The sequence below is a fragment of the Sphingobacterium thalpophilum genome (genome assembly GCF_901482695.1).
GTDB lineage: Bacteria > Bacteroidota > Bacteroidia > Sphingobacteriales > Sphingobacteriaceae > Sphingobacterium > Sphingobacterium thalpophilum.
The window spans coordinates 1,713,544-1,735,842 of sequence record NZ_LR590484.1 but is presented as its reverse complement, the minus strand read 5'-3'; the positions used below and the strand labels follow the sequence as shown (position 1 = coordinate 1,735,842).

Annotated in this window: 14 protein-coding genes; 6 read left to right on the top strand and 8 right to left on the bottom strand. The window is 44.2% G+C overall.

What is annotated here, in order from left to right:
- Nucleotides 1–102 precede the first annotated feature (102 nt).
- The 4 genes from ftsY to FGL37_RS07330 all read left to right on the top strand — a co-directional run bounded on the left by ftsY (nt 103) and on the right by FGL37_RS07330 (nt 7,660).
- Nucleotides 103–1,065: a signal recognition particle-docking protein FtsY gene (gene ftsY / locus FGL37_RS07345; RefSeq protein ID WP_028071074.1), complete on the top strand. Its 963-nt coding sequence runs from the start codon at nt 103–105 to the stop codon at nt 1,063–1,065.
- Between the two features lie 81 nt (nt 1,066–1,146).
- Complete coding sequence (gene rimO / locus FGL37_RS07340) at nt 1,147–2,484, top strand: 30S ribosomal protein S12 methylthiotransferase RimO (protein WP_028071073.1); 1,338 nt, start codon at nt 1,147–1,149, stop codon at nt 2,482–2,484.
- A 190-nt stretch (nt 2,485–2,674) separates the two neighbouring features.
- A complete protein-coding gene (bshC, locus tag FGL37_RS07335) occupies nt 2,675–4,264 on the top strand; it encodes a bacillithiol biosynthesis cysteine-adding enzyme BshC (protein WP_028071072.1) in 1,590 nt (529 codons plus the stop codon).
- Nucleotides 4,265–4,492: 228 nt separating this feature from the next.
- Nucleotides 4,493–7,660: a TonB-dependent receptor gene (locus FGL37_RS07330; RefSeq protein ID WP_028071071.1), complete on the top strand. Its 3,168-nt coding sequence runs from the start codon at nt 4,493–4,495 to the stop codon at nt 7,658–7,660.
- 400 nt (nt 7,661–8,060) lie between these two features.
- Here the strand turns inward: FGL37_RS07330 and ctlX are convergent, their stop codons facing one another.
- Nucleotides 8,061–9,005 carry a citrulline utilization hydrolase CtlX gene (ctlX, locus tag FGL37_RS07325; RefSeq protein ID WP_028071070.1) on the bottom strand — a complete coding sequence of 315 codons (945 nt, stop codon included), beginning with the start codon at nt 9,003–9,005 and terminating at the stop codon, nt 8,061–8,063.
- Between the two features lie 540 nt (nt 9,006–9,545).
- Between ctlX and gcvP the strand changes: the two genes are divergently transcribed.
- Entirely contained in the window at nt 9,546–12,419 is a 2,874-nt protein-coding gene (gene gcvP / locus FGL37_RS07320; protein WP_028071069.1) for an aminomethyl-transferring glycine dehydrogenase, read from the top strand.
- A 452-nt stretch (nt 12,420–12,871) separates the two neighbouring features.
- Nucleotides 12,872–13,696 (top strand): N-acetylmuramoyl-L-alanine amidase, encoded by an 825-nt coding sequence (locus tag FGL37_RS07315; RefSeq protein WP_028071068.1) that lies wholly within the window; start codon nt 12,872–12,874, stop codon nt 13,694–13,696.
- Between the two features lie 68 nt (nt 13,697–13,764).
- On the opposite strand, the gene idi is transcribed toward FGL37_RS07315, so the two are convergent.
- From idi to FGL37_RS07280, 7 genes are all read right to left on the bottom strand, one after another.
- The gene (gene idi, locus FGL37_RS07310; RefSeq protein ID WP_028071067.1) at nt 13,765–14,295 is read right to left on the bottom strand and encodes an isopentenyl-diphosphate Delta-isomerase; all 531 of its coding nucleotides are present in this window, start codon (nt 14,293–14,295) and stop codon (nt 13,765–13,767) included.
- A gap of 73 nt (nt 14,296–14,368) precedes the next feature.
- Nucleotides 14,369–15,682 carry a hypothetical protein gene (locus FGL37_RS07305; protein WP_028071066.1) on the bottom strand — a complete coding sequence of 438 codons (1,314 nt, stop codon included), beginning with the start codon at nt 15,680–15,682 and terminating at the stop codon, nt 14,369–14,371.
- Nucleotides 15,683–15,761: 79 nt separating this feature from the next.
- On the bottom strand, nt 15,762–16,304 hold the full coding sequence (locus tag FGL37_RS07300; RefSeq protein ID WP_028071065.1) for an NUDIX hydrolase: 543 nt from the start codon (nt 16,302–16,304) through the stop codon (nt 15,762–15,764).
- Entirely contained in the window at nt 16,304–18,040 is a 1,737-nt protein-coding gene (locus FGL37_RS07295; protein WP_028071064.1) for a phospho-sugar mutase, read from the bottom strand. Before FGL37_RS07295 ends, FGL37_RS07300 begins: the two co-directional genes overlap by 1 nt.
- A gap of 36 nt (nt 18,041–18,076) precedes the next feature.
- A complete protein-coding gene (locus tag FGL37_RS07290; RefSeq protein WP_028071063.1) occupies nt 18,077–18,760 on the bottom strand; it encodes a hypothetical protein in 684 nt (227 codons plus the stop codon).
- An 11-nt stretch (nt 18,761–18,771) separates the two neighbouring features.
- Nucleotides 18,772–19,545 (bottom strand): enoyl-CoA hydratase/isomerase family protein, encoded by a 774-nt coding sequence (locus FGL37_RS07285; protein WP_028071062.1) that lies wholly within the window; start codon nt 19,543–19,545, stop codon nt 18,772–18,774.
- Nucleotides 19,546–19,583: 38 nt separating this feature from the next.
- Complete coding sequence (locus tag FGL37_RS07280) at nt 19,584–22,268, bottom strand: carboxypeptidase-like regulatory domain-containing protein (protein ID WP_138096732.1); 2,685 nt, start codon at nt 22,266–22,268, stop codon at nt 19,584–19,586.
- Nucleotides 22,269–22,299 lie beyond the last annotated feature (31 nt).

The following is a 22,299-nucleotide window of genomic DNA, read 5'->3' as shown; positions in this document are numbered from 1 at the left end:
AAGAATTCGATAAAAATAGCCGTTTTGGTATCCTACCGAAAGGGCTTTTTTTGTTGAGGACATTTGTTTATATTTGGACATCAATTTTCACGACTACACCCCATGGGATTATTTGATTTTTTTAAGAAAAAGCCGCAAACACAGGAAGAAGAACAGGCTCTTGACAAGAGCTTGGAAAAAACTAAAGAAGGATTTCTCTCGAAGATTACAAAAGCTGTAGTTGGTAAATCTACTATAGATGATGATGTATTGGATAATCTCGAAGAAGTATTGGTTACTTCTGATGTGGGTGTTACCACGACTTTAAAAATCATCGATCGTATACAGGCGCGAGTTGCCCGGGACAAATATGTCTCAACAGGCGAACTAAATAGTCTTTTGAAGGAAGAGATTCAAGCGCTTCTGGCCGAAAATAACAGTTCCGATTTTGAAAACTTTAATTACGGCGAACATAAACCCTATGTGATTATGGTTGTTGGCGTGAATGGTGTAGGGAAAACCACAACAATAGGTAAGCTTGCTCATCAGCTCAAACAAGCCGGAAGCAAAGTTGTTTTGGGAGCGGCGGATACGTTCCGTGCTGCAGCTGTGGATCAGCTTAAGTTGTGGGGAGAGCGGGTCGGTGTACGCGTGGTTGCGCAAGCTATGGGATCTGATCCCGCGTCAGTAGCCTACGATACCGTAAAGTCAGCTGTAGCCAACGGCGAAGATGTGTGTATTATCGATACAGCAGGGCGCTTACATAACAAAGTGGGCTTGATGAACGAATTGACCAAAATCAAAAATGTGATGCAAAAGGTCGTTCCGGGAGCGCCTCATGAAATATTGTTAGTATTGGACGCTTCTACAGGTCAGAATGCCATAGAACAGTGCACACAGTTTACGCAGGCGACGGATGTTAACGCCTTGGCCCTGACCAAACTGGATGGTACAGCCAAAGGTGGTGTGGTCATCGGTATCTCCGACCAGTTTAAAATCCCTGTCAAATATATTGGTGTCGGTGAGAAAATAGGCGATCTCCAGTTATTCAATAAAAAGGAATTTGTAGATTCCCTTTTCAAATAAAAAATTAAATCATTGTCAGAATACGACAGCCATCATCTCTTTGGCCTGCGTTCTTATTTCTTGACAAACCCTTCTCATAATATGAAGACAAAATACGCGAAGCCAGCACCATTAACCAATAAACCCCGCGTGAATGTGGTTACTTTGGGCTGTTCGAAAAATATTCACGACAGTGAAGTACTGATGGGCCAGCTGAAAGGCAACCAGATGGAAGTCGTGCATGAAGCATCTAATATTCAGGAGAATGATATCGTAGTCATCAACACCTGCGGCTTCATTGATAATGCTAAACAAGAGTCGATCGACGCTATTTTACAATATTCAGAATTAAAAGATCAAGGAAAGATCAATAAAGTCATCGTGACCGGTTGTCTTTCCGAACGTTATAAACCCGAATTAGAGGCTGAAATACCGAGTGTTGATGCCTATTTTGGGACAAATGACCTACCGGATCTGCTTTCCACCATCGGCGCAGACTATAGACATGAACTGCTGGGCGAACGCTTGCTGACCACGCCTTCCCATTTTTCGTATTTTAAAATAGCAGAAGGCTGTAACCGTCCCTGCTCATTCTGTGCCATACCGTTGATGCGTGGCAAACACGTATCAAAATCTATTGAAGATCTGGTTAAAGAGGCTAAATTTCTGGCATCGAATGGAACGAAAGAACTCATTCTGATTGCTCAGGATCTGACTTATTATGGTTTGGATATCTATGGTAAACGTAACCTATCAGACCTGATGCGTCATTTGTCCGATGTGGATGGCATCGAATGGATCCGGCTCCAGTACGCTTATCCCTCCGGTTTTCCTATGGACATACTGGACGCCATGAATGAACGTTCCAATATCTGTAACTATTTGGATATGCCATTGCAACATATTTCCGATCCTATGCTGAAATCGATGCGCAGAGGAACAACCAAGCAGAAGCAGATCGATCTTGTCCATGCAATTCGGGATAAAGTGCCGGATATAGCTTTGCGCACCACCCTAATCTGCGGGTATCCCGGTGAGACCGAACAGGACTTTCAGGAGATGCTGGAATGGGTCGAGGAAACACGTTTTGACCGCCTCGGCTGTTTTACCTATTCGCATGAAGAAAAAACGCATGCTTATACCCTCGAAGATGATGTACCGCAAGAAGTTAAGGAAGAACGTGTAGAAGCCATCATGGAGGTACAGCAGGGTATTTCATACGATATTAATCAGACCAAGGTAGGCAACAGCTATAAAGTACTGGTAGACCGTATAGATGGTGACTACTTCATTGGCCGTACGGAATACGATTCTCCGGAAGTTGATAATGAGGTATTGATCGCAGCAGCAGCGTCCTACGCCCGGATAGGGGATTTTGTTCAGGTAAAAATTGACCGCGCCGAGGATTTCGATCTATATGGTGAAATTATCAAAAAATAACAACGGCCGTTTGCCGACCAACCGGTTGGCAGAATAATATAGAGCAGAGCTTCCCAATTCAGGGAGGCTCTGTTGCTATATAGAATTGTCAGTAGAATGATATAATTTCAAAGTGAAACAAGCTTTTTATTAAAATTCAGTATTTTGTCAGCCCAAACTAAATACATTTGTATCCAGTACAGTAGCATATATGAAAGCAACTTATATTGAATATAGTGAGACAAATAGTTTTTCTAAGACCTTGTTGGCTTATCTAGCGCATGATGAGGAACTGAAACCCTTTGTAGGTAACTGGCCTACATTGGAGGGATTCGATAGGCAGCTGGCAGAGAAGAAACCTTTTAGTCACCGTGCGATTTTGGTCGATCGGCTCCGCGCGCAATACGGTGAGCTGCTGAAAGACGCGCCTACAGTTGCCGATAACATAGCGCTATTGTTACAGGAAAATACATATACCATTACCACCGGTCATCAATTGAACATCTTTACCGGTCCGCTATATTTTATATTTAAAATTATGACGGCCATACGTCTTGCCGACGACCTCCGTGCGAGACATTCCGATAAAAACTTTATCCCCGTATACTGGATGGCGACAGAGGATCATGATTTTGAGGAAATCAATCATACCAAAGTTTATGGTAAGAAGATTAGCTGGGATACACCCGGCGTATCTGCTACCGGCCGGATGGATACTGCTTCTATCGCGGCTGCGGTAAAGCAGTATACTAATATTCTGGGACTTTCGGATAATTCTGCGAAGCTAACCCATATTGTCGAAGAGGCTTACCTCAAACATGCACGACTGGCCGATGCTACGAGGTATATGGTCAACGAGCTTTTTAAGTCTTACGGTCTTTTAATCATCGATGCGGATGACCGGCACCTGAAGGAGCTTTTCAAACCGGTTATTAAAGAAGATATTCTGTCGGAAAATAGCTTTAAAGCAATTACTGCAAGGTCCGCCGAACTGGAAGCGAAGGGGTTTTCCACCCAGGTCCACGCCCGGGAAATCAATTTCTTTTACCTCACGGACGAATTTAGGGAGCGTTTGGTGCTTAATTCTGACGGGCGATATGAGGTTCTGCACCAGAACATCTATTTTAGCCGGGAACAACTGATCGCAGAGATCGAAAATCACCCGGAGCGTTTTAGCCCCAATGTTGTCATGCGTCCCATGTATCAGGAGGTTATCCTCCCCAACCTGGCCTATATCGGTGGCGGAGCAGAAATGGTGTACTGGATGCAGCTGAAATCTAATTTTGATCATTATCAGATCGATTTTCCGATTTTAATACCACGGAACTCGGCCATGATTACGGACGATAATGTTGCTGCAAAATTGTTCCGTGTCGACCTGACGTTCAAGAGCATTTTCCGTCCGACGGAGGTTCTGAAAAAAGAATATGTACGCCGGCACACAAAAGAAAGGCTGAACCTCAATGATGAATGGATGGAACTCAATGCCATATTCGGGAAAATAAAGCTACGTACACATAAGATAGATCCAAGTCTAGGGCCAAGTACAGAAGCTGTAAAAGCCCGATTAAAAAAAGCCATCAACAATCTGGAAAAAAAATTGATGAAAGCAGAGAAAAGAAACCATCAGCATGCCCTCACGGATATTGATAATGTAAAGGAGAAATTATTCCCGGGTGGAGGCCTGCAAGAGCGGTCCGAAAATTTTGCGCTGCTTTACGTTAAGTATGGACATAATTTGTTTAGAGACCTGTATAAATACTTCAATCCTCTTGATTTTAAATTTACCATTTTATATTAAGTCAGCAATATTGCTGATTTTTTTGATTCCATCTATTTTATTATCATGCCCTGACCGATTGTTTTATTGATCCCGTCCTATCTTAGAGCGGCTTCATGTAAAAGTTTGGTTTGTAATTTAAGGCGTCATGAGTTTTTAGAATACTTTGTTTATGATTTCATAATATTTCATTTAGTTTGTCTTAATAGTTTCGAATTAGTTTTGTGCCGTATTACAACCAACAGCTAAATGAAAGAAATTCTACTGACGACCTGTGCGATAGCGATCGGAACTGGTCTGTATGCCCAAACCACCCAAGCTGGCTTCTCAGGGAAAATTACCGATGAGAACAACAAGGGAATACAGGGGGCTTCCATTGAAGTTCGTAATGAATCTACCGGTTTTACGACCAAAACCTCAACCAATGCCAATGGGGATTACAATTTTAAGGAATTACCTCTCGGCGGTCCCTATACCGTTAAGGTTACTTATATTGGTTATGGCGAACAGGTACGTTCGGGATTTAACCTCAATCAAGGGGATGTCATTCGGTTGAATATCCCGATTCAAAATGCCGCTAATGTATTGGAGACGGTAGAATTGACCGGAGTAAGTACATTGAAGAACAAGATTGAAAATTTGGGTGCCGCGACGGCAGTGACAGCACGTGACATCGCAAAGCTGCCTGTCAATGGCCGCAATTTTACATCTTTAATGGATTTATCGCCGTTGAGTAACAAAGACAATATCAGTGGTCAGTTGGGCTCTTCGACCAATTTTACGATTGACGGAATGAATGCGAAAAATCCTACTTCGGCGGGTTCGACAACAAGCCGTAGTGGTGCCCCCTTTTCGATTTCCATTGAAGCAGTACGTGAATTTAAAGTGGTTACCAATCAGTATGATGTGACCTATGGCAGAGCCGGAGGCGGTACCGTCAGCGCTGTGACAAAGCAGGGAACTAATAAGACACAGGGAAGTGCTTGGGTATATTCGCGGGCAGACTGGTTGTCCAGCCCTTATGATATCAATGGCAAGAAGCGTATGAATGATTTCTCCACGTATCAATACGGATTTACTTTGGGCGGTCCCATCATTAAAGACAAACTCCATTATTTTGTAGCCTGGGATCATCAACGGGATGCACGTCCACTGATTATTGCCGATATCAGTTCCACTGCCGACGAGGAGCGCTTTGGTATCACACGAGATAACCTCGATCAGTTTGTTGATATCGGACGCCGAAAATATGGACTGGGGCAGGAAGCACAGACAGGCTCATTTGATAAAATACGTCCGTCCAACGCAATATTCGGCCGTGTTGACTGGCAGCTGAATGATAACAATTTATTGACTGTCCGAAATAACTTTACCAGTGACATGAACAGACTGGGACTGCAGGATAATAAAGATATCGTGATGTATGAGTCTTATGGCAATGATAAGAACATTGACAACAGCCTCTTGGCGACCTTGCGGACGACCGTCTCACCACGGATCACAAACGAGTTAAAAGTGCAGCACCTGTATACCTATCAGAAAAGTAGTCCCGGGGACTTGTTGCCCAGCAAGAATATTCCCCGCGCGATTGTGGAAGATATCAAATCCTCTACCGGAACCAAGACTCTCCAGCTTGGGGGACATCGTTTTGCACAGGAATCGTTCAAGAACAACGTCTTCCAACTTGTAGATAACATGTATTACAGTACGGATTATATCAACTATACATTTGGTGTTGATCTAATGTATACCCATGCCAGCTCCATCTATGGCAGTGAGGTTAACGGGCGTTTTCATTTTAGGCCAAGTGATGACGGAAAGACTGCTTTGCAGAACTTTGAAACAATGACGCCGTATAACTATTACCGTGAAGTCCCATTGGTGGACGATCCAACCGTCATCGGTAACATATTCAATGCAGGTATTTACGGACAGCTGCAGACCAAATTGGCCAAAGGTCTGGATCTTGTTGCCGGACTACGTTTGGATTATGGTCATTACCCGACTTCGCCATTGAATGAGGATCTACTAAAGGAAGTTGGGGTACGTACTGATCACAAGCTGAAATCTTTTGTCGTACAGCCTCGATTTCAGATGACCTGGGATGTCAATGAGGAGCGAAAAGACTTCTTCCGTATAGGTGGCGGGATCTTTGCGTCAGATATCAACAATTACATGACAATTAATAATCTGACTTTTGATGGAAAGCATTTTGCAACTGTCGACGTACGGGGCAAGGATGTGCCGGCACCAGATTTTATTGCCTACAGAAAAGATCCTTCAACGACGCCTACCCTGGCACAATTTCAGACACCGACGATCAATACCTATGGACCAGATGCCAAGATTCCCGTGGTGTACAAAGCAAATATATCTTACACCCACTTCTTTACAGAAAAATTGAAAGCCAGTCTTTCAGGCTACATGAACCTGGGGCGTAATAACTATATGTATGTAGATCGTAATATGGTGAAAGATCCTTTCTTCAGATTGGCTAATGAGGACAGCAGAGGCGTGTTTGTTCCAGCCGCCTCCATACAGGGAGGAGCTCCCGACTGGAAGCAAGGACGCATATCCAATAAATATGGCCGTGTACTGGAACTGAATTCAGAAGGAAAAGTCAATCAATTTGCCGTCGTCTTTGATGCCAGTTACCAATATTATAAAGATGGGGCTATTTCCGTAAGTTATACCTGGAATGATGCCAAAGACAACACTTCATTCAATGGGAATGTGGCGAATACTGCAACATTGTCATTGGCTGTGAAAGATGACCCGAGAGATTTGAGTGTGATGAGCTATTCCAATACACAGTTTCGCAATAAAATTGTTATCTATGGTACTCTACCAACATTTTATGGTGTCAGTGTGGGTATACGGTACTCGGGAATTGGCGGTACACGCTATAGCTTATTGGCTGGAGGAAACATCAACGGAGACTTCGTTGCGGGCGATAATGATTTGGCTTTTATTTTTGACCGAAATAATTCAAATACACCTAAACGCATCGTGGAAGGTCTGAACAATTTGTTGGATAATGCAGCAAGCCAGAGCCTGAAAGATTATCTCAAAAAATATGAAGGCAAAATGGCCGAGCGAAATGGAGGCGTTAACGGTTTCTATGGATTAATCGATCTACGTATAGCCAAGAAGTTTAACTTGTATAAAAATCATGCCCTTGAAATATCCGGAGACCTGTTCAATGTGGCCAATTTGTTTAAGAAAACATGGGGAGTCAATGAGTCGCTTGGCAACCAGCGTCTTTATGCTTTAGGTGGAAAAGATGCGGATGGCAATGCCCTTCCTCAATTTGACACAGCATTACAGCAATTCAACTATAGTGTTGCCAATACAGGGGTGATCTCGCGGTCGGGCAATCCTTATCAGTTCCAGCTGGGTTTGCGTTATTCTTTTTAGCAAAACATACGAGCTGCATACGGATTTAGCATTTGAGTCCAACAATACTGTTTGGCTCAGTAAGTATACTAAAATAAGGACCAAAATCACATTTGGTCCTTATTTTAAGATTTGGGAGTCTCTCTCTTCTTTAAGATATTGAAAAAAGCTGTGGCTTTTTACATGGCGCCCTTCCCTGCTGCTTCGAGTTTATAGGGTATCAAGTTAAGACCATGTTATTACCAAGTTCGCCCTCCAGGTACAGTGAGTACACAGTGAGTCTACAATGAGTCCATCTTTTTTAGTGTTTTTCACTGTGGCTACATGTTTTTTTCAAACCGCGATCAGGCCGAACTTATCCTTAACTTGTTACGGTCTTATTGGCAAGAAGGTAGGCGGGAACTGCAATCTCTGTATTTCATCACTTTTTCTCCTTGGGTAGAAATACTTCTGCCATCATGTGGCGTACACTACCGCCACCGCAGGTTTCGATGACATGTAAATCTTGGTGGATGATTTTACCATGTTTCTCCAATTGGGCCGTTTGATACAGTGTGAGTGATGACAGGGCCTTATCCGATAACACAATAAAGCGGTTTCCGTATTTATTTCTAACCTGCAGGCAATTTGCTGCAAAGTGCTCCAATTGATTCTCGTTGATTTCGATGATTTCCTTTCCAGTTTCCCTCAGTTTTTTCAGCAATGTTTCGCGTTCTACCGGATCGTCGATGGCCGAAGGGCACAAAATGGCAAAGTCTTCTCCTACAGCCAATACTACATTGGTATGGTAGATAGGACGCCGCTGACCGTTGACAGTCTGGTAGGCATGGAAGACGACAGGACTATAGTTTTCCGTCCGGCAGTATTCCTCCAGCATTTCGCGGTCTGCCCGTTCGGAAAGGGCACAGTAGGCGACGCGATGTGCACGATCCAATACAAGAGCGCCCGTTCCCTCCAGATATTGTTTGTTATTCTCAGCGCTACTCAGGTCTTTAATCAGTTTGACGTAGTAGCCATTCTGCTTTAAGGGACCTTCGAAATCCAATAAATGTTCTTTGCGGCGGTTGGGAGCGAACATCGGATAAAAAATAATCTTACCGTCCTGGTGGAAGGATACAATGTTGTTGGGAAATATACTGTCTGGACTTTCTGATTTTTCATCGTCCTGAATGACAGTGACCAAAATTCCATGTGATTTTAGCTCATTGACCAAATTGTCAAACTCGTCCTGGGCCTCTTTGTTTAATTCTTCACCGCTTAAATTTTCGATGTCTTTCTGAAAGTAATTGTTGACTGCGGTCTGCTCATTTTTACGGAAGACAGAGGGTCTTACTAAAAGCACACTGTCTGTTACCTGTTTTCTCATGATTTATAATCGTTACTTCGCTGGTTTATATTTGATAAAAGAAATGATCTCATTCGCCTATTGCCGTATCATGGGCTGCTGATCTGTAATTTCGCAATTATGCGCTTTATACCGATATTGTGTATTCAGTTCGGGATGCAGTGCATTGCAGCGGGGACACCCTTTCAGCTGGTCCTTATACTAATGTATCGAAAAATCAGACGCTTTGCAAAAAGAATATCATTTAGAACAGATTTTGGTCTTAGGAAATTAGGGGTATATCGGGTTGTTTTTTGCCAATATATCAAATGAAGAAGCTGCTAGTTGATATATTCTTAATGACACTAGTTGTTGGTTGTTTTTATTGAAATTTTAATCCGCCAAGGACAATCGATTGCATATTAAACCTTCGATAAAACTGACTTTTTATCCACTTTTTTGCTTCGTTTTCAGCCATTTATTTTGCTATCTTTGCTCATCCAAAAAACGACTGTTTATAAGAGAGTTAATTACCTAATTATTATGTCGCTAACTATCTATAAGCGTTAACTTTTTGCACACATGAGCAATATACACTTCCAAGAAAAATTCGAAAGTCGCCACAATGGCCCAAGTCCAGTTGAAGCGAATGAAATGTTGGCCAAATTGGGCGTAACGTCAATTGACCAGCTAATTGACCAAACGGTCCCTTCACAAATCCGCGCTCCAAAACCTTTAAATCTTCCAAAAGCGTTATCTGAGGTCGCTTATTTAAAGCGCATTGCAGAGATCGCGGAGAAAAATAAAGTTTTCAAATCTTTTATCGGCCAAGGTTATTACGACGTTATCCTTCCCGGTGTTATTCAGCGCAACGTATTTGAAAACCCCGGATGGTACACGCAGTATACACCTTATCAGGCGGAGATTGCACAAGGTCGTCTGCAGGCATTGTTAAATTTTCAGACCGTTATTTCTGATTTTACAGGACTGGAGATCGCAAATGCATCCCTTTTGGACGAAGCTACAGCAGCGGCAGAAGCCATGTTTATGTTATACTCGGCTAGAAAAAATAAAGACGCCAATGTCTTCCTGGTTTCTGAGAATACATTTACCCAGACGATTGATGTGCTCAAAACACGGGCATTGTCTTTTGGTATAGAACTAAACATTACTGCGATTTCCGAGGAAGCATTGACCGATGATGTCTTTGCCGCATTTGTTCAATATCCGGCCGCAGACGGTACGATTTTCGATTATAAATCATTTACTGAAGCCGCTCACGCTAAAAATATAACGGTCTGTGCAGCTGCTGACCTCATGAGTTTAGCTTTGTTGACTCCTCCGGGAGAATGGGGTGCCGATGTGGTTGTAGGTAACTCGCAACGCTTTGGTGTACCGATGGGCTTTGGTGGTCCTCATGCAGCATTTTTTGCGACTCGGGATAGTTTTAAACGTAATATCCCTGGCCGTATCATTGGAGTAACGTCCGATTCGAATGGTAAATATGCATTGCGTATGGCACTTCAAACGCGCGAACAGCACATCCGTCGCGATAAAGCTTCGTCCAATATTTGTACGGCGCAGGCGCTATTGGCTATTATGGCTTCGTTCTATGCAGTCTATCATGGGCCTGAAGGAATCAAGAATATTGCATCCCGCATCCATGCATTGGCCAACCTGCTGGATCAAGCCCTACAAGCGCTTGGATATACACAGTTGAATAACGCTTATTTCGATACACTGCGTGTAGACTTAGGCGCACATGCCGGCGCATTGAAGTCAGAAGCGTTAAACAATGAACTGAATTTCTATTATAAGGGGTCACAGGTTTCTGTTTCAATTGACGAAAAAACCACTTATGAGGATATTAAAACAATTGTCAAAGTATTTGCAAAAATTCAGGGTAAGACCTTGAACGATGTAGATTTTGACACTTTAGAACAACAGGTAACTTCAGCGATCCCAACCGAGCTAGTTCGTACGTCTGCCTACTTAACGCATCCAAACTTTAATAGCTACCATTCAGAGCACGAAATGTTGCGTTATATCAAGTCATTGGAGGCCAAAGATCTGTCTCTTTGCCACTCCATGATTCCGTTGGGGTCCTGTACGATGAAGTTGAATGCGACCGCTGAAATGATCCCCGTGACCTGGGCAAGATTTGGCGGGTTGCATCCATTTGCACCAGCGGATCAGACCTCAGGTTATATGCAGATGATCGGTGAACTGAACGACTGGTTGTCCGAAATCACTGGATTTGCGAAGATGAGTTTTCAGCCAAATTCGGGTGCACAGGGTGAGTATACGGGGTTGATGGTGATACGCGCGTATCACGAAAGCCGTGGGGACCACGATCGTAATATCTGTCTGATCCCTGCTTCGGCTCATGGTACCAATCCTGCTTCGGCATCAATGGCTGGTCTTAAAGTCGTCGTCGTGAAATGTGATGAACTTGGGAATATTGATATTCCGGATTTAAAAGCGAAGGCAGAAGAACATGCTGCTCACTTGAATTCATTGATGGTAACTTACCCATCTACGCACGGGGTATTTGAAGAGTCTATCATTGAGGTCTGTGAAATTATCCATGCAAATGGTGGTCAGGTATATATGGACGGTGCGAATATGAATGCACAGGTTGGATTGACCAGTCCGGGTCATATCGGAGCCGATGTTTGTCACCTCAACCTCCATAAAACATTCTGTATTCCGCATGGTGGTGGAGGTCCGGGCATGGGACCTATCGGTGTAGCTAAACATCTTGTACCTTTCCTACCCAACCATGAAGTTGTCTCTACTTCTGGAGAGGAAGGTATCACAGCCGTATCAGCCGCACCATTTGGCTCGGCATCGATCTTGGTTATTTCACACGCTTATATTTCCATGATGGGCGGTGAAGGGCTGACCAATGCGACCAAGACAGCGATCATGAACGCTAACTACATAAAGGCACGTCTTGAAAATGCTTATCCTGTACTTTATTCGGGCAGCAATGGCCGTTGCGCACACGAAATGATCTTGGATTGCAGGGGCTTTAAAAATGCAGGTATCGAAGTGGCGGATATTGCTAAACGTTTGATGGATTACGGATTCCATGCACCGACGGTATCTTTCCCTGTTGCTGGAACTCTGATGGTAGAACCGACAGAATCTGAATCGAAGGCCGAACTGGACCGTTTCTGTGATGCGCTGATTGCCATTCGTCAGGAAATTGCTGCGGTGGAAGCCGGAGAAGCTGATAAAGCAAATAACGTGCTGAAGCATGCGCCTCATACCGCTGCGGTGGTGACTGCCGATGAGTGGGATAGACCCTACAGCCGTCAGACAGCTGCGTATCCACTGGAGTATGTCAAAGAGCGTAAATTCTGGCCTTCTGTTGGCCGTGTCAATGATTCACAGGGAGACCGCACATTAATTTGTTCCTGTCCCTCTATTGAAGAATATGCTGAGGCATAAGGTCCTTCATAAATAGAAACTGCGGGCTGCCAATTTTTTTGGCAGCCCTTTTTGTTTCGTAACTCTTCTGTTATTGGTCGCTCTGACTCCTGATACCATACACTTAGGCGCATCCTTTTATTCACGTTCGTTTCTGCGTACACCCAATACATCAATACCGGTCTGATAGGGCGATTGTATCAATTTAAGCTACATTATGGGGTATATGGGATTTTGGGAGTATATTTGTTCGGAAACACGCCGGAGCCATCAGAATGATGTATTTACATTTGTTCAGTAGAAGATGACATCACCGCTCTATTCACAGTATCGATAACACTATAGAGGCTAGTTTGGGTGTATGTGAACCGTCGTGGACAGGTTAAAGTTGATGCTGTCGGATTTATTCGCACAGTGATGTCCGTGAAAATGAAACGATCATTCCAATACGCTTGGAAAGCAAATTTAAATAAATGAATATAACAGCAAGATTCAGCCTTATAGCCGCAGTAGCATTGATGACCTCCTGCGCAGGCGGCAAGTATGCCAAGACCGAAAAGATATACAAGCAGCAGGCAAAGACTTTTTCTAAGTTGTATCGCCAGTCTCCCGTAACGGGGCAGTTAGAAAAAGTAAATGTAAACGATCAGCAGTGGATCGCTTCGATTAACTTCGGCATCCGGAAGCCTAATTTTGTCGTGATCCATCATACTGCCCAGGACTCCATGGGTCAGACTATTCGTACGTTCCATTCGGCAAAAGCAGGTGTGAGCTCCCATTATGTCGTGGGACGAGATGGAAAGGTCGTGCAGATGGTCAATGATCTTTACCGGGCACATCATGCCGGTCTCGGCAAATGGGGAAATGATACCGATTTAAATTCCTCCTCAATTGGTATCGAACTGGATAATAATGGTACTACGGATCCTTGGACAGACGTGCAAATCAATGCGTTGATCCAATTGCTGACCTACTTAAAAAATACATATAGGATTCCGCAGGCCAACTTTATCGGCCATATGGATTTGGCTCCGACCCGTAAAAATGATCCATCGCGATTCCCATGGAAAAAGCTTGCAGATCAAGGGTTCGGTTACTGGTACGAGGAGTTTTTGGAAACACCGCCGGTGGATTTTAACCCCAAGATGGCGTTACGCATAATTGGTTACGACGTCAGCAATCTGGATGCAGCCATCAAAGCATTTAAAATACACTATATCCAAACGGATGTAAATACCGCTTTTTTGAACGAAAATGATCTTAAGATTTTGTATTCGATCTATAAAAAGTTTTTATAATAAATAGTTTTGAATTTTTTATAGGAGCAGGCCCAAGCGGTTTTACAAGGCAGTTTGCAGATAATTAATTATTTATATCGCGTAATATACTGGTCAAACGCGCGCTTGTAGATCAATTTGAACCAAGGCGTAAAGTGGCTGGGCTGGAGGCTGATTTCACGATCAATGCTTTTTTGGTCCAGATAGCGGACGGCAGCAACTTCGGCAGGGTTAAAGCTTGGTGTGCCAGTGAATTTACCCAAAAGCACATGATCAAATTCGTGTTCGGTGAGGCCGTTTTCAAATTCCGCTCGATAGACAAAGGAAAAGACATCGCGTAAGTCAGATGCTTCTATCCGAAGTTCTTCCTGCAGGCGCCTTTTGGCTGCCTCCAGATTTGTTTCTCCTAGGCGCTGATGCGAACAGCAGCTATTGGTCCACAAGCCGCCGCAATGGTATTTGTCGAGTGCGCGTTGCTGTAGAAGAAGCTCATCATGGTCGTTAAATAAGAAAACACTGAACGCACGATGTAACAGACCTTTTTCGTGCGCCTCGTACTTTTCCATGCTTCCGATCATCGTATCCTCGTGGTCGACCAATATGACATTGTCCTGCTTCATAGGCTCAAAATAACAAAAAAAGCCCAATTTTCGAAAAATTGGGCTATCATTCCTAATATTTGCGATAGACGTCTTAAACGGTTTTTACAAATTTCTCATCGTAATTTTCAATATCGATAATATAACCGTTTTTGATTAAGAACTCAAACAACGGCTTTGCCTCTTCCGAAACCGGCATATTTTGCGTCGTGATAATTTTGTTTTCTTTTTTCAATAAATAAGGATAAGCGTAAAGCTTCACATTTTTATTGAACATACCCGAAATATAAGACAGGAGTTCATTGGTATACAGTTCCTTGTTATAGTTATCGGAATTAAAAATATTTTTTAAGTTGTAAACGTTGGTTGCGATGCCGATATTTTTTGGTTTAAAGTTGCTGATGAATTCAGCAAGGTGATTGTTCCTGCGAAAGTTGCTGACAATAATATTGTTTCCTGTTGCGCATAATTCATCTGCCCGGGAAGCAAATTCCTGCAGGTCCGCATCGGTAATCTCATGCGTATCTTCCAGTAGGTTTCCCATCAGTACCTCGATCAGTACAATCGTGTCGGCATCTGTGGCCCCCGTATTTTTTTTAAACTGTTCGACAGCAAGGTTGAAGAGATCAAAGTTGGGCAGCGATTTTTGGCGATATTTTGTCCGTAGTAGGATGATGTTCTTTTTGTACAGAAAATCTTTGATCTGCACGGCTTTTCCATCGGGCTGAAAGATCGCAGCTTTCGCAAATCCCTTGGCAATGAGATAAAGATTGATAAGCCGCTGATTGACATTTTCAAAAAGAGGTCCGCTCAACTTGACCAAATCGATTTCGACAGATCCTATGGATAGATTGTCGACCAACGATTCAATCATGGTCTGTACATTGTCAGCATAATAGTATGCGGCAAACAGTAAGTTAACACCAATAATTCCCAGTACTTTTTGCTGTAACTGATTATCACTGTCCAGCAGCCTTACATGGACGATGATATCGTTAGTAGGACCGCCGACTTCATGCTGAAAACGAAGGCCGATCCAGCCGTGCGGCTCATTGGTCTTGGTAAAATTGAGCGTGGTCACTGTATCCGCAAAGGCAAAGAATTTTTTATTGCAGTATTTGTCACCATGTAACCGTTCGGTGAGGAGATTGAATTCGTGCGAAAGCATCTTTGTCAGCCGCGTTCTGCTCACGTACCTTCCATCTTCTTCTTCACCATATATTGCATCACTGAATGCCATGTCGTAGGCAGACATGGTTTTAGCGATTGTGCCTGAAGCAGCCCCTGCGTTGAAAAAGTTACGTGCGACTTCCTGTCCCGCACCGATCTCTGCAAACGTCCCATAAATCTCTGGGTTTAGATTTATTTTTAGGGCCTTTCGCTTGGTTTCAAAAATTTCTCTTGCCATGTTACAAAGGTACAAAAATCAGCAGGCTAGTGAAAATTAAAAGTATGAAAGCTAAAAACAGAATAAAATTAGGCTTGTTCTAAAACAAGCCTAATTTATTAAAAGCGTAGAATAAAGCGCTACTATGTAGAGCCTGACTGAATCTGTTGTCCAGAAGCATTTTTTTTGCTTCTGGAAGGGGGACAAGATAGACGTCGATCTCCTCATGATCATCCAATGCCTGTTCCTGCACTTTTCGTCCACCGGTCATCAGGTAAGTGTACGTCACATTTCCGCTCGTCGCCGGATTGGCATAGAGCGTTGCGATCTCCTCTATATGATCAAATGCATAACCAGTCTCTTCCAGCATTTCACGGATTGCGGCATCCACAGGATTTTCGCCGGGTTCCATCGTACCTGCGGGGATTTCCAGTGATAGCATACCAGCACCATGACGGTACTGCTTGATCACCAGTAGTTCATTCTGCTCCGTGATGCCGACCATATTCACCCAGTCCGGATATTCAAGGACATAATAATGATCATTGATCCTACCATCGGGCAGTTCACAGGTATCCTTCCGTAAGGTGGCCCAAGGTTCCTTGCAGATGTACTCCGAAGAAAGTAATTTCCACTTTTCCATCAGCCAATAATATCTTTCATCATACGGTCTACTTTTTCTTCCAGCACCTGCTGCAGCTCAGGATACTCCGCTGTGTCGTTCAGCTGCTCTTTGACAGAACAGTAAAATTTGATTTTGGGCTCTGTACCCGACGGCCGGGCCGATATTACGTCGCCATCGACGGTGATGAACTGCAGCACATCGGACTTGGGCAGTGTGATCCCAGTTTTTTTGCCTGTTTTCATGTCGGTGGTCTGCGAAAGCTGATAATCGCGGATTTCCTTTACCTCAACTCCGCCCAGTGCGGTCGGCAGATTGCGGCGTAGACCCGCCATCATGGCCTGAATTTCCTCCGCACCCGCTTTACCCTTTTTGGTCAGGGAAATCAGTTTCTCCTGGTAGCAGCCAAACTGTTTGTAGATATCCAGGAGCACTTGATAAACTGTTTTGCCCTGAGATTTGAAATAAGCGGTCATTTCAGCCAGAAAAGCACATGAATTCGGTGCGTCTTTGTCACGGACAAGGTCGCCCACGAGGTAACCGTAGCTTTCTTCGCCGCCGGCCAGATACTGGGCCGAATCCCCCAGCTCGGTGATCAGTTCGCCTATGTATTTAAAGCCTGTGAGGGTTTCGTAATGTGTCACACCATAATGGTCAGCGATGTCGGCCTGCAGGTTGCTCGTTACGATAGTTTTGACGATATACGGATTTTGGGCCAGCTGTTTTAACTCACTTTTTGTACTCAGTACATAGTAGATCAGCAGGCTGCCGATCTGATTGCCGTTGAGCAGCTGGAATTGTCCCGCGCTGTTTTTGACAGCAATGCCCACCCGGTCTGCATCCGGGTCGGTGGCCAGCACAAGGTCGGCATCGATTTCTTCCCCTTTCTTTGTCGCCATCGCCATGGCATCCTCTTCTTCCGGATTGGGATAGATCACGGTCGGAAAATTGCCGTCCGGTGTAGCCTGCTCGCTGACGACCGTAACGTTTTCAAAACCCCAGGAAGCAAGCATTTTGGGTACAATCGTGATCCCTGTACCATGGATCGACGAATAGACGATTTTTAGGTCTTTCTGCTCAGCCACAGCCTCCGGATGGATGCTCAGCGCTTTATTGGCGTCGATGTAGATCTGATCGATCTCTTCGCCAACTGGCACAATATTCTGCGTGCTGCCCTCGAATTTAATATCCTTAACCGAAGCAATCGCATTCACTTCGTCGATTACATTTTTGTCATGAGGTGCAGTGAGCTGACAGCCGTCGCTCCAGTAAGCTTTATATCCATTGTATTCCTTCGGATTATGGGAAGCCGTCAGCATGACTCCGCTCTGGCATCCGAAATGACGGATAGCAAAGGACAGCATCGGCGTGGGGCGAAGCTCATTGAAGAGATAGACCCTGATGCCGTTGGCGGCAAATACCTGAGCCACGAGCTGGCCAAAAGCCTGTGAATTGTTGCGGCTGTCATACGATACGGCGACCTTGATATCCTGACCCGGAAATTGCTTCCTCAGGTAATTGGCAAGCCCCTGTGTCGCTTTGCCGATCGTGTATTTGTTCATGCGGTTGGATCCTACCCCCATAATGCCCCGTAGGCCGCCCGTTCCAAATTCAAGATCTTTGTAAAATGAATCAATAAGTTCTGTCTCAGCCTCTTCATCGATCAGCTTTTGAACAGCAGCGCGTGTTTCTTCATCGTAGCTTGAGGTTAACCAACTGTCGACCTTCTGTTGTATCTCTTTATCTAAATTTCCCATTACGTGTTAAAATAAGGCTAAATGTAAAAAAATCTTTTAAGCGTCACAACCGGCATATGCACGGTCAATGACCGTGATATACCACTTTCCTCCCTCTTTCGTGACGTGAAATACCAAGGGCTCTTCCGTGTCGCTAGAGGTCATGATGGCGCGGTAGCTTCGGGCTTCCATATTTTTTAGGCGCTGCAATTCGCTGCTGCTAATTTTTGCATCCAAAATTTCGTTCATAAATCTCGCCGTCTGTGAAAGTTCGTTCGGCCGGCTTTTCTTGTCATAATAGAAGCCTGATTTGTCCCATTTCATTGTTCCGCAATCAAACGCAGGGAGTTTTCCCGATTTTAATGGCCCTTTATAGCTTAATTTTTCGTAAGAATGGTACTCAGGTACCGGCTTGGAAAAGCTAAAGCTGTTTTGATGCACATACGAATCCAGAGCGCCCGGACGATAAATGATATATATACCCAACTTGGGATGAATGTAGTTGTTGATGGTTTTACCATCTTGTTCGGTGTAGGCCTTCGCTATGTTTTCGAGTACCTCTTCTACTGTCTCTATGTCCTCTTTCTTAGGCTCCTTTTGTAGGGTATCGGGCTTGCTCACCGTATCCAAGGGGATGGAATCCTGGGCAATGCGTATCGCTTTGTCTTCTTTTTTATTATTTCTGCAGGACGTTATTCCGGCCGAAAGGGCGATAAGAACAAAGAAAAGGAGTTTTCTCATGTTGTGTTTATTTATTTGATCGTATTTTTTGACGCCAGATTCTCGATAATGGATTTTAAAATCGCGCGTGTAGCGGGCAACCACCATTGCTCCAGAATCCGCTGTATGGTTTCGTCTCTATTTTCGCGCAATTTAAGAATTATTTCCTTTCTGAAGTTTAGTTTTGAGGTTTGCCAGGTGGACTGATTTAATTGCGTGATCTGCTTTATTTTCTTTGTCGCCGTATTAAAGAGGACATTCGCAGGAACAACCTCGTCTACCAAACCCTGTGCTTTTGCTTCCACAGGAGATAACAGTTTTCCTTCAAGTAAGTTTTGGTAAGCATGGCGTTTTCCGATCCAGAATGCATAGAGCAGAAAGATGCTTTCGGGGACAATCAGGCCGACAGGTATTTCGTTGAGGCCAATGACAAAGTTGCCTTCGGCCATAATCCGATAGTCGCAGCATAGCGCCAATACGCAGCCCCCTGCGGGACTATGGCCAGATATAGCGGCCACAATTGGCTTCGGAAAAGCAGCTAGAAGTGTGGTGGTCTCCATAAAAAGTATCCAGAATTCGCTGATCTGCTCTTCATTATAGTTGTATAGGGTGATCAGGTCAAGCCCGGCACTAAAAAAGTTCTCTTTTCCGATCAGGATGATCCCTTGCACGCTGTCGTTGTCCTGGGCGGTTTCCAGTGTGACAATAAGTTCTTTCAGCAACAAGGTGTCGATTGCATTGGACTTTCCACGGTCCAGGAAAATACTTAAGATGCGGTCTTCTATTTTGGTTTTTATATGTTCCATACGCAGCAGTATATAATTATAACGGTTTGTTTGTTGCACTATTGTGGTTTTACTTCTAATAAGTGTTCCTGATGGCCAATTTTTCCCTCCATATCTACTCCTTCGATAGTGATCTTGTATGTTCCGGGTTCGTCGGCGGTGAAAAAATCGAATTGTGTTTTTCCATTTTTATCGGTGATGAGATTGGGCTCCCAGGCAATAGTAGTTCTCAGATCGCGTTTAAGTGCTTGTTTTTGCGTGGCATCATACTGTGGTTTGAAAAAGTTGCGGTTTACATGTAGCCCTTTGGGTACAATTGTAACAATCCCTGTCGGCGTATAGGATGATAATACGGCGTCGCCCGATTTGGTCGTGATGACCAGGACACCATTGCCACCATAGGACCCATAAATTGCCGTGGTGCTGGCAGTACGTAGTACTTCAATGCTGGCGACATCCTGGACATTGATCATGCTGATCTGCTCCGCCTCAATGTACATGCCATCCAAAACGACCTGCATGGGGCTTCCACCGTTTAGTCCCATCGATCGCGTGCTATAGGGGACTCCATTTCGAAACATCACACCTACAAGCCTACCGGCAAGACATTGTTCCAAGGTCGTACAAGTCGACAATTCCTCTGCCGTGATGACCTGATCCGCATTGCCGGGGCCATTTAAATTTCTAGAGTTCTTGTCAGCCTTGTTAACTCTCGTTCGGCTGATCTGGACCTCTTCGAGTACAATGCTTTTCTGGATAATGCCCGCGGCCTCCAGTTCTGCTAAAAACTGCTGGTTGTTTTTAAGCTGGCTGATCAATTCAGTATTGATATCATTGGTCATCAAGGGGTCGTCTTTGCTCTCTTCAATTCGTGGGATCACCGGTTCATCGACAACGATATCCACTCTATTTTTTTCCTTTTTACCCTTGCCTGTCACAATAAATTTGACGCTGTCTGCGAATAGCAGCTCGTCAAAGGCAAATTTGCCTTCTTCGTTGGTTAGGGTATCGATGCTCAGCATCATATTGCTGGTAGGTATCAAGGTAACCGTGGCACCCGGTACAACGGCTTTCCTACCCGTTTTCTTCACGGTGCCTGAAACGGTAAGTCCCTTTTCGGGAGGATACTGCTTTTGGGTGCTGTCAAGATAGTGTTTCCAGTCAAGTTTTCGCCACCCCTGAATGAACATGAGGTTGTCGAGCTCATCCAGCTTGACGTTATTTAAATCCGCAAAGTAGTAGTTGGGGCGTTCAATGAAGCCCCGAAGATCCGATTTTAACAAAAGTTCCGAAACGATGGAGGAGTAATGAAGACCTGTAAGGGTATCGATTTTTGTCAGGTTAACAACAGATGCCGAAAGCGCGGCTATTTTTGAGGTATCACTGCTGCCTTCATGAACGGTGAGACTGGCAAGGACATGGTCACGTGTGCCGAATGCCGGTTTGTTTAACTGTACAGCAATCGGCAGCATTGTTTTTGCGGCGTTGTAGTTAAATACAAGCCTTTCGATAACAGGAACCAGTTGTGCATTGAGAATGGATAGCTGGAGTACTCCTGAAGGAAGTTCTTTCTTTGGAATATTGAACAAGATCTCACCGTGATTTAACTTTTGTTTAGCAGCATGGAGTACCAGACCATTGTACTGTGCAATCAGATACATCTCCTGGCCATTGACGAGGTCCGCAGTCGCCGACAGCTGCGTTACGATTTTGTCTTTGAGGCCTGAGTTAACTGTAAGCGCATAACCCGAAGCTGCTATGGGCGGTATGGAGGCACTTACCGAGCTGCCGTCTTCAAAGGTTGCAGTCGCGATGTATTTTTTTTCCGCATTCAGGATCAGCGGTATACTGCCCATACCGAGCGGATTTGTTTCAAATTCCATCAGTGGAGTCAGATTGTCTTCCAATATTTTTATTTTAGCTTTAAGTCCAAGGCCTGTCGGGGAAAGCACTTTGAAGCCAGTTTTACATAATATATTGTTGACCAGTTCACCACTTTCCGGAAATATCTGGATACTGTTCTGCCGAGTGGGATCGGGGATTCTAAAGCTCTTTAATATCCGTCGTTTGTCTGAGGAGAGAAAGTGCAAAGACAGTAGGCCACCTTTAAAGTCATCTTTTAATTCAAGCGATATGGTTCCGTTTTCGTCGGATTTTAGCCTTCCGGTTCGCTCTTTTTTACCTTCCTGCTTTAATGTGTACTGCACATTGTTGTTTAAAAGGGGCGCCCCTTGGAAAGTCTTCATCCTGATCTGAAAGAATCTCTCCGGACCATCGTTGACAAGTGTACTCTGCGTAACGATGTTGTCCGACCTTCCATTGGTAATCGGGACAACACGTTCGTAAAAATTGGAAGTGGAGTCATTTTGCATCCACTGTGTGTATGCTCTGATTCGGTAGGCTCCTTCAATGAGTGTATCCGGTAGATTGAAGTCGCCGATCCCAAGTCCTAGCGTGACGGGTATTTTAATGCTTTTGACGATGGTATTTGACGGTGAGATCAATTCGATGTTAGCGATCTTGCTGTTGTTGCTGAGGTAATTGAACGGGGCGATCGTACAATACAGTTTAAACCAGATATTTTCACCTGCCGTGTAATCATTCTTATCCAGATGCAGGTAGATTTTTTCGACGGGATGATGTGCACGGTAAGAATCCAGTTTCTGCAGCGTCTGATCAATCTGAGCGAAAGTCAGTAAGGGGAATACCAGGCAATTGATTAATAACAGTATTTTGGCATACATATGACTAAATGTTTCTGGTAAATTAGAAAAT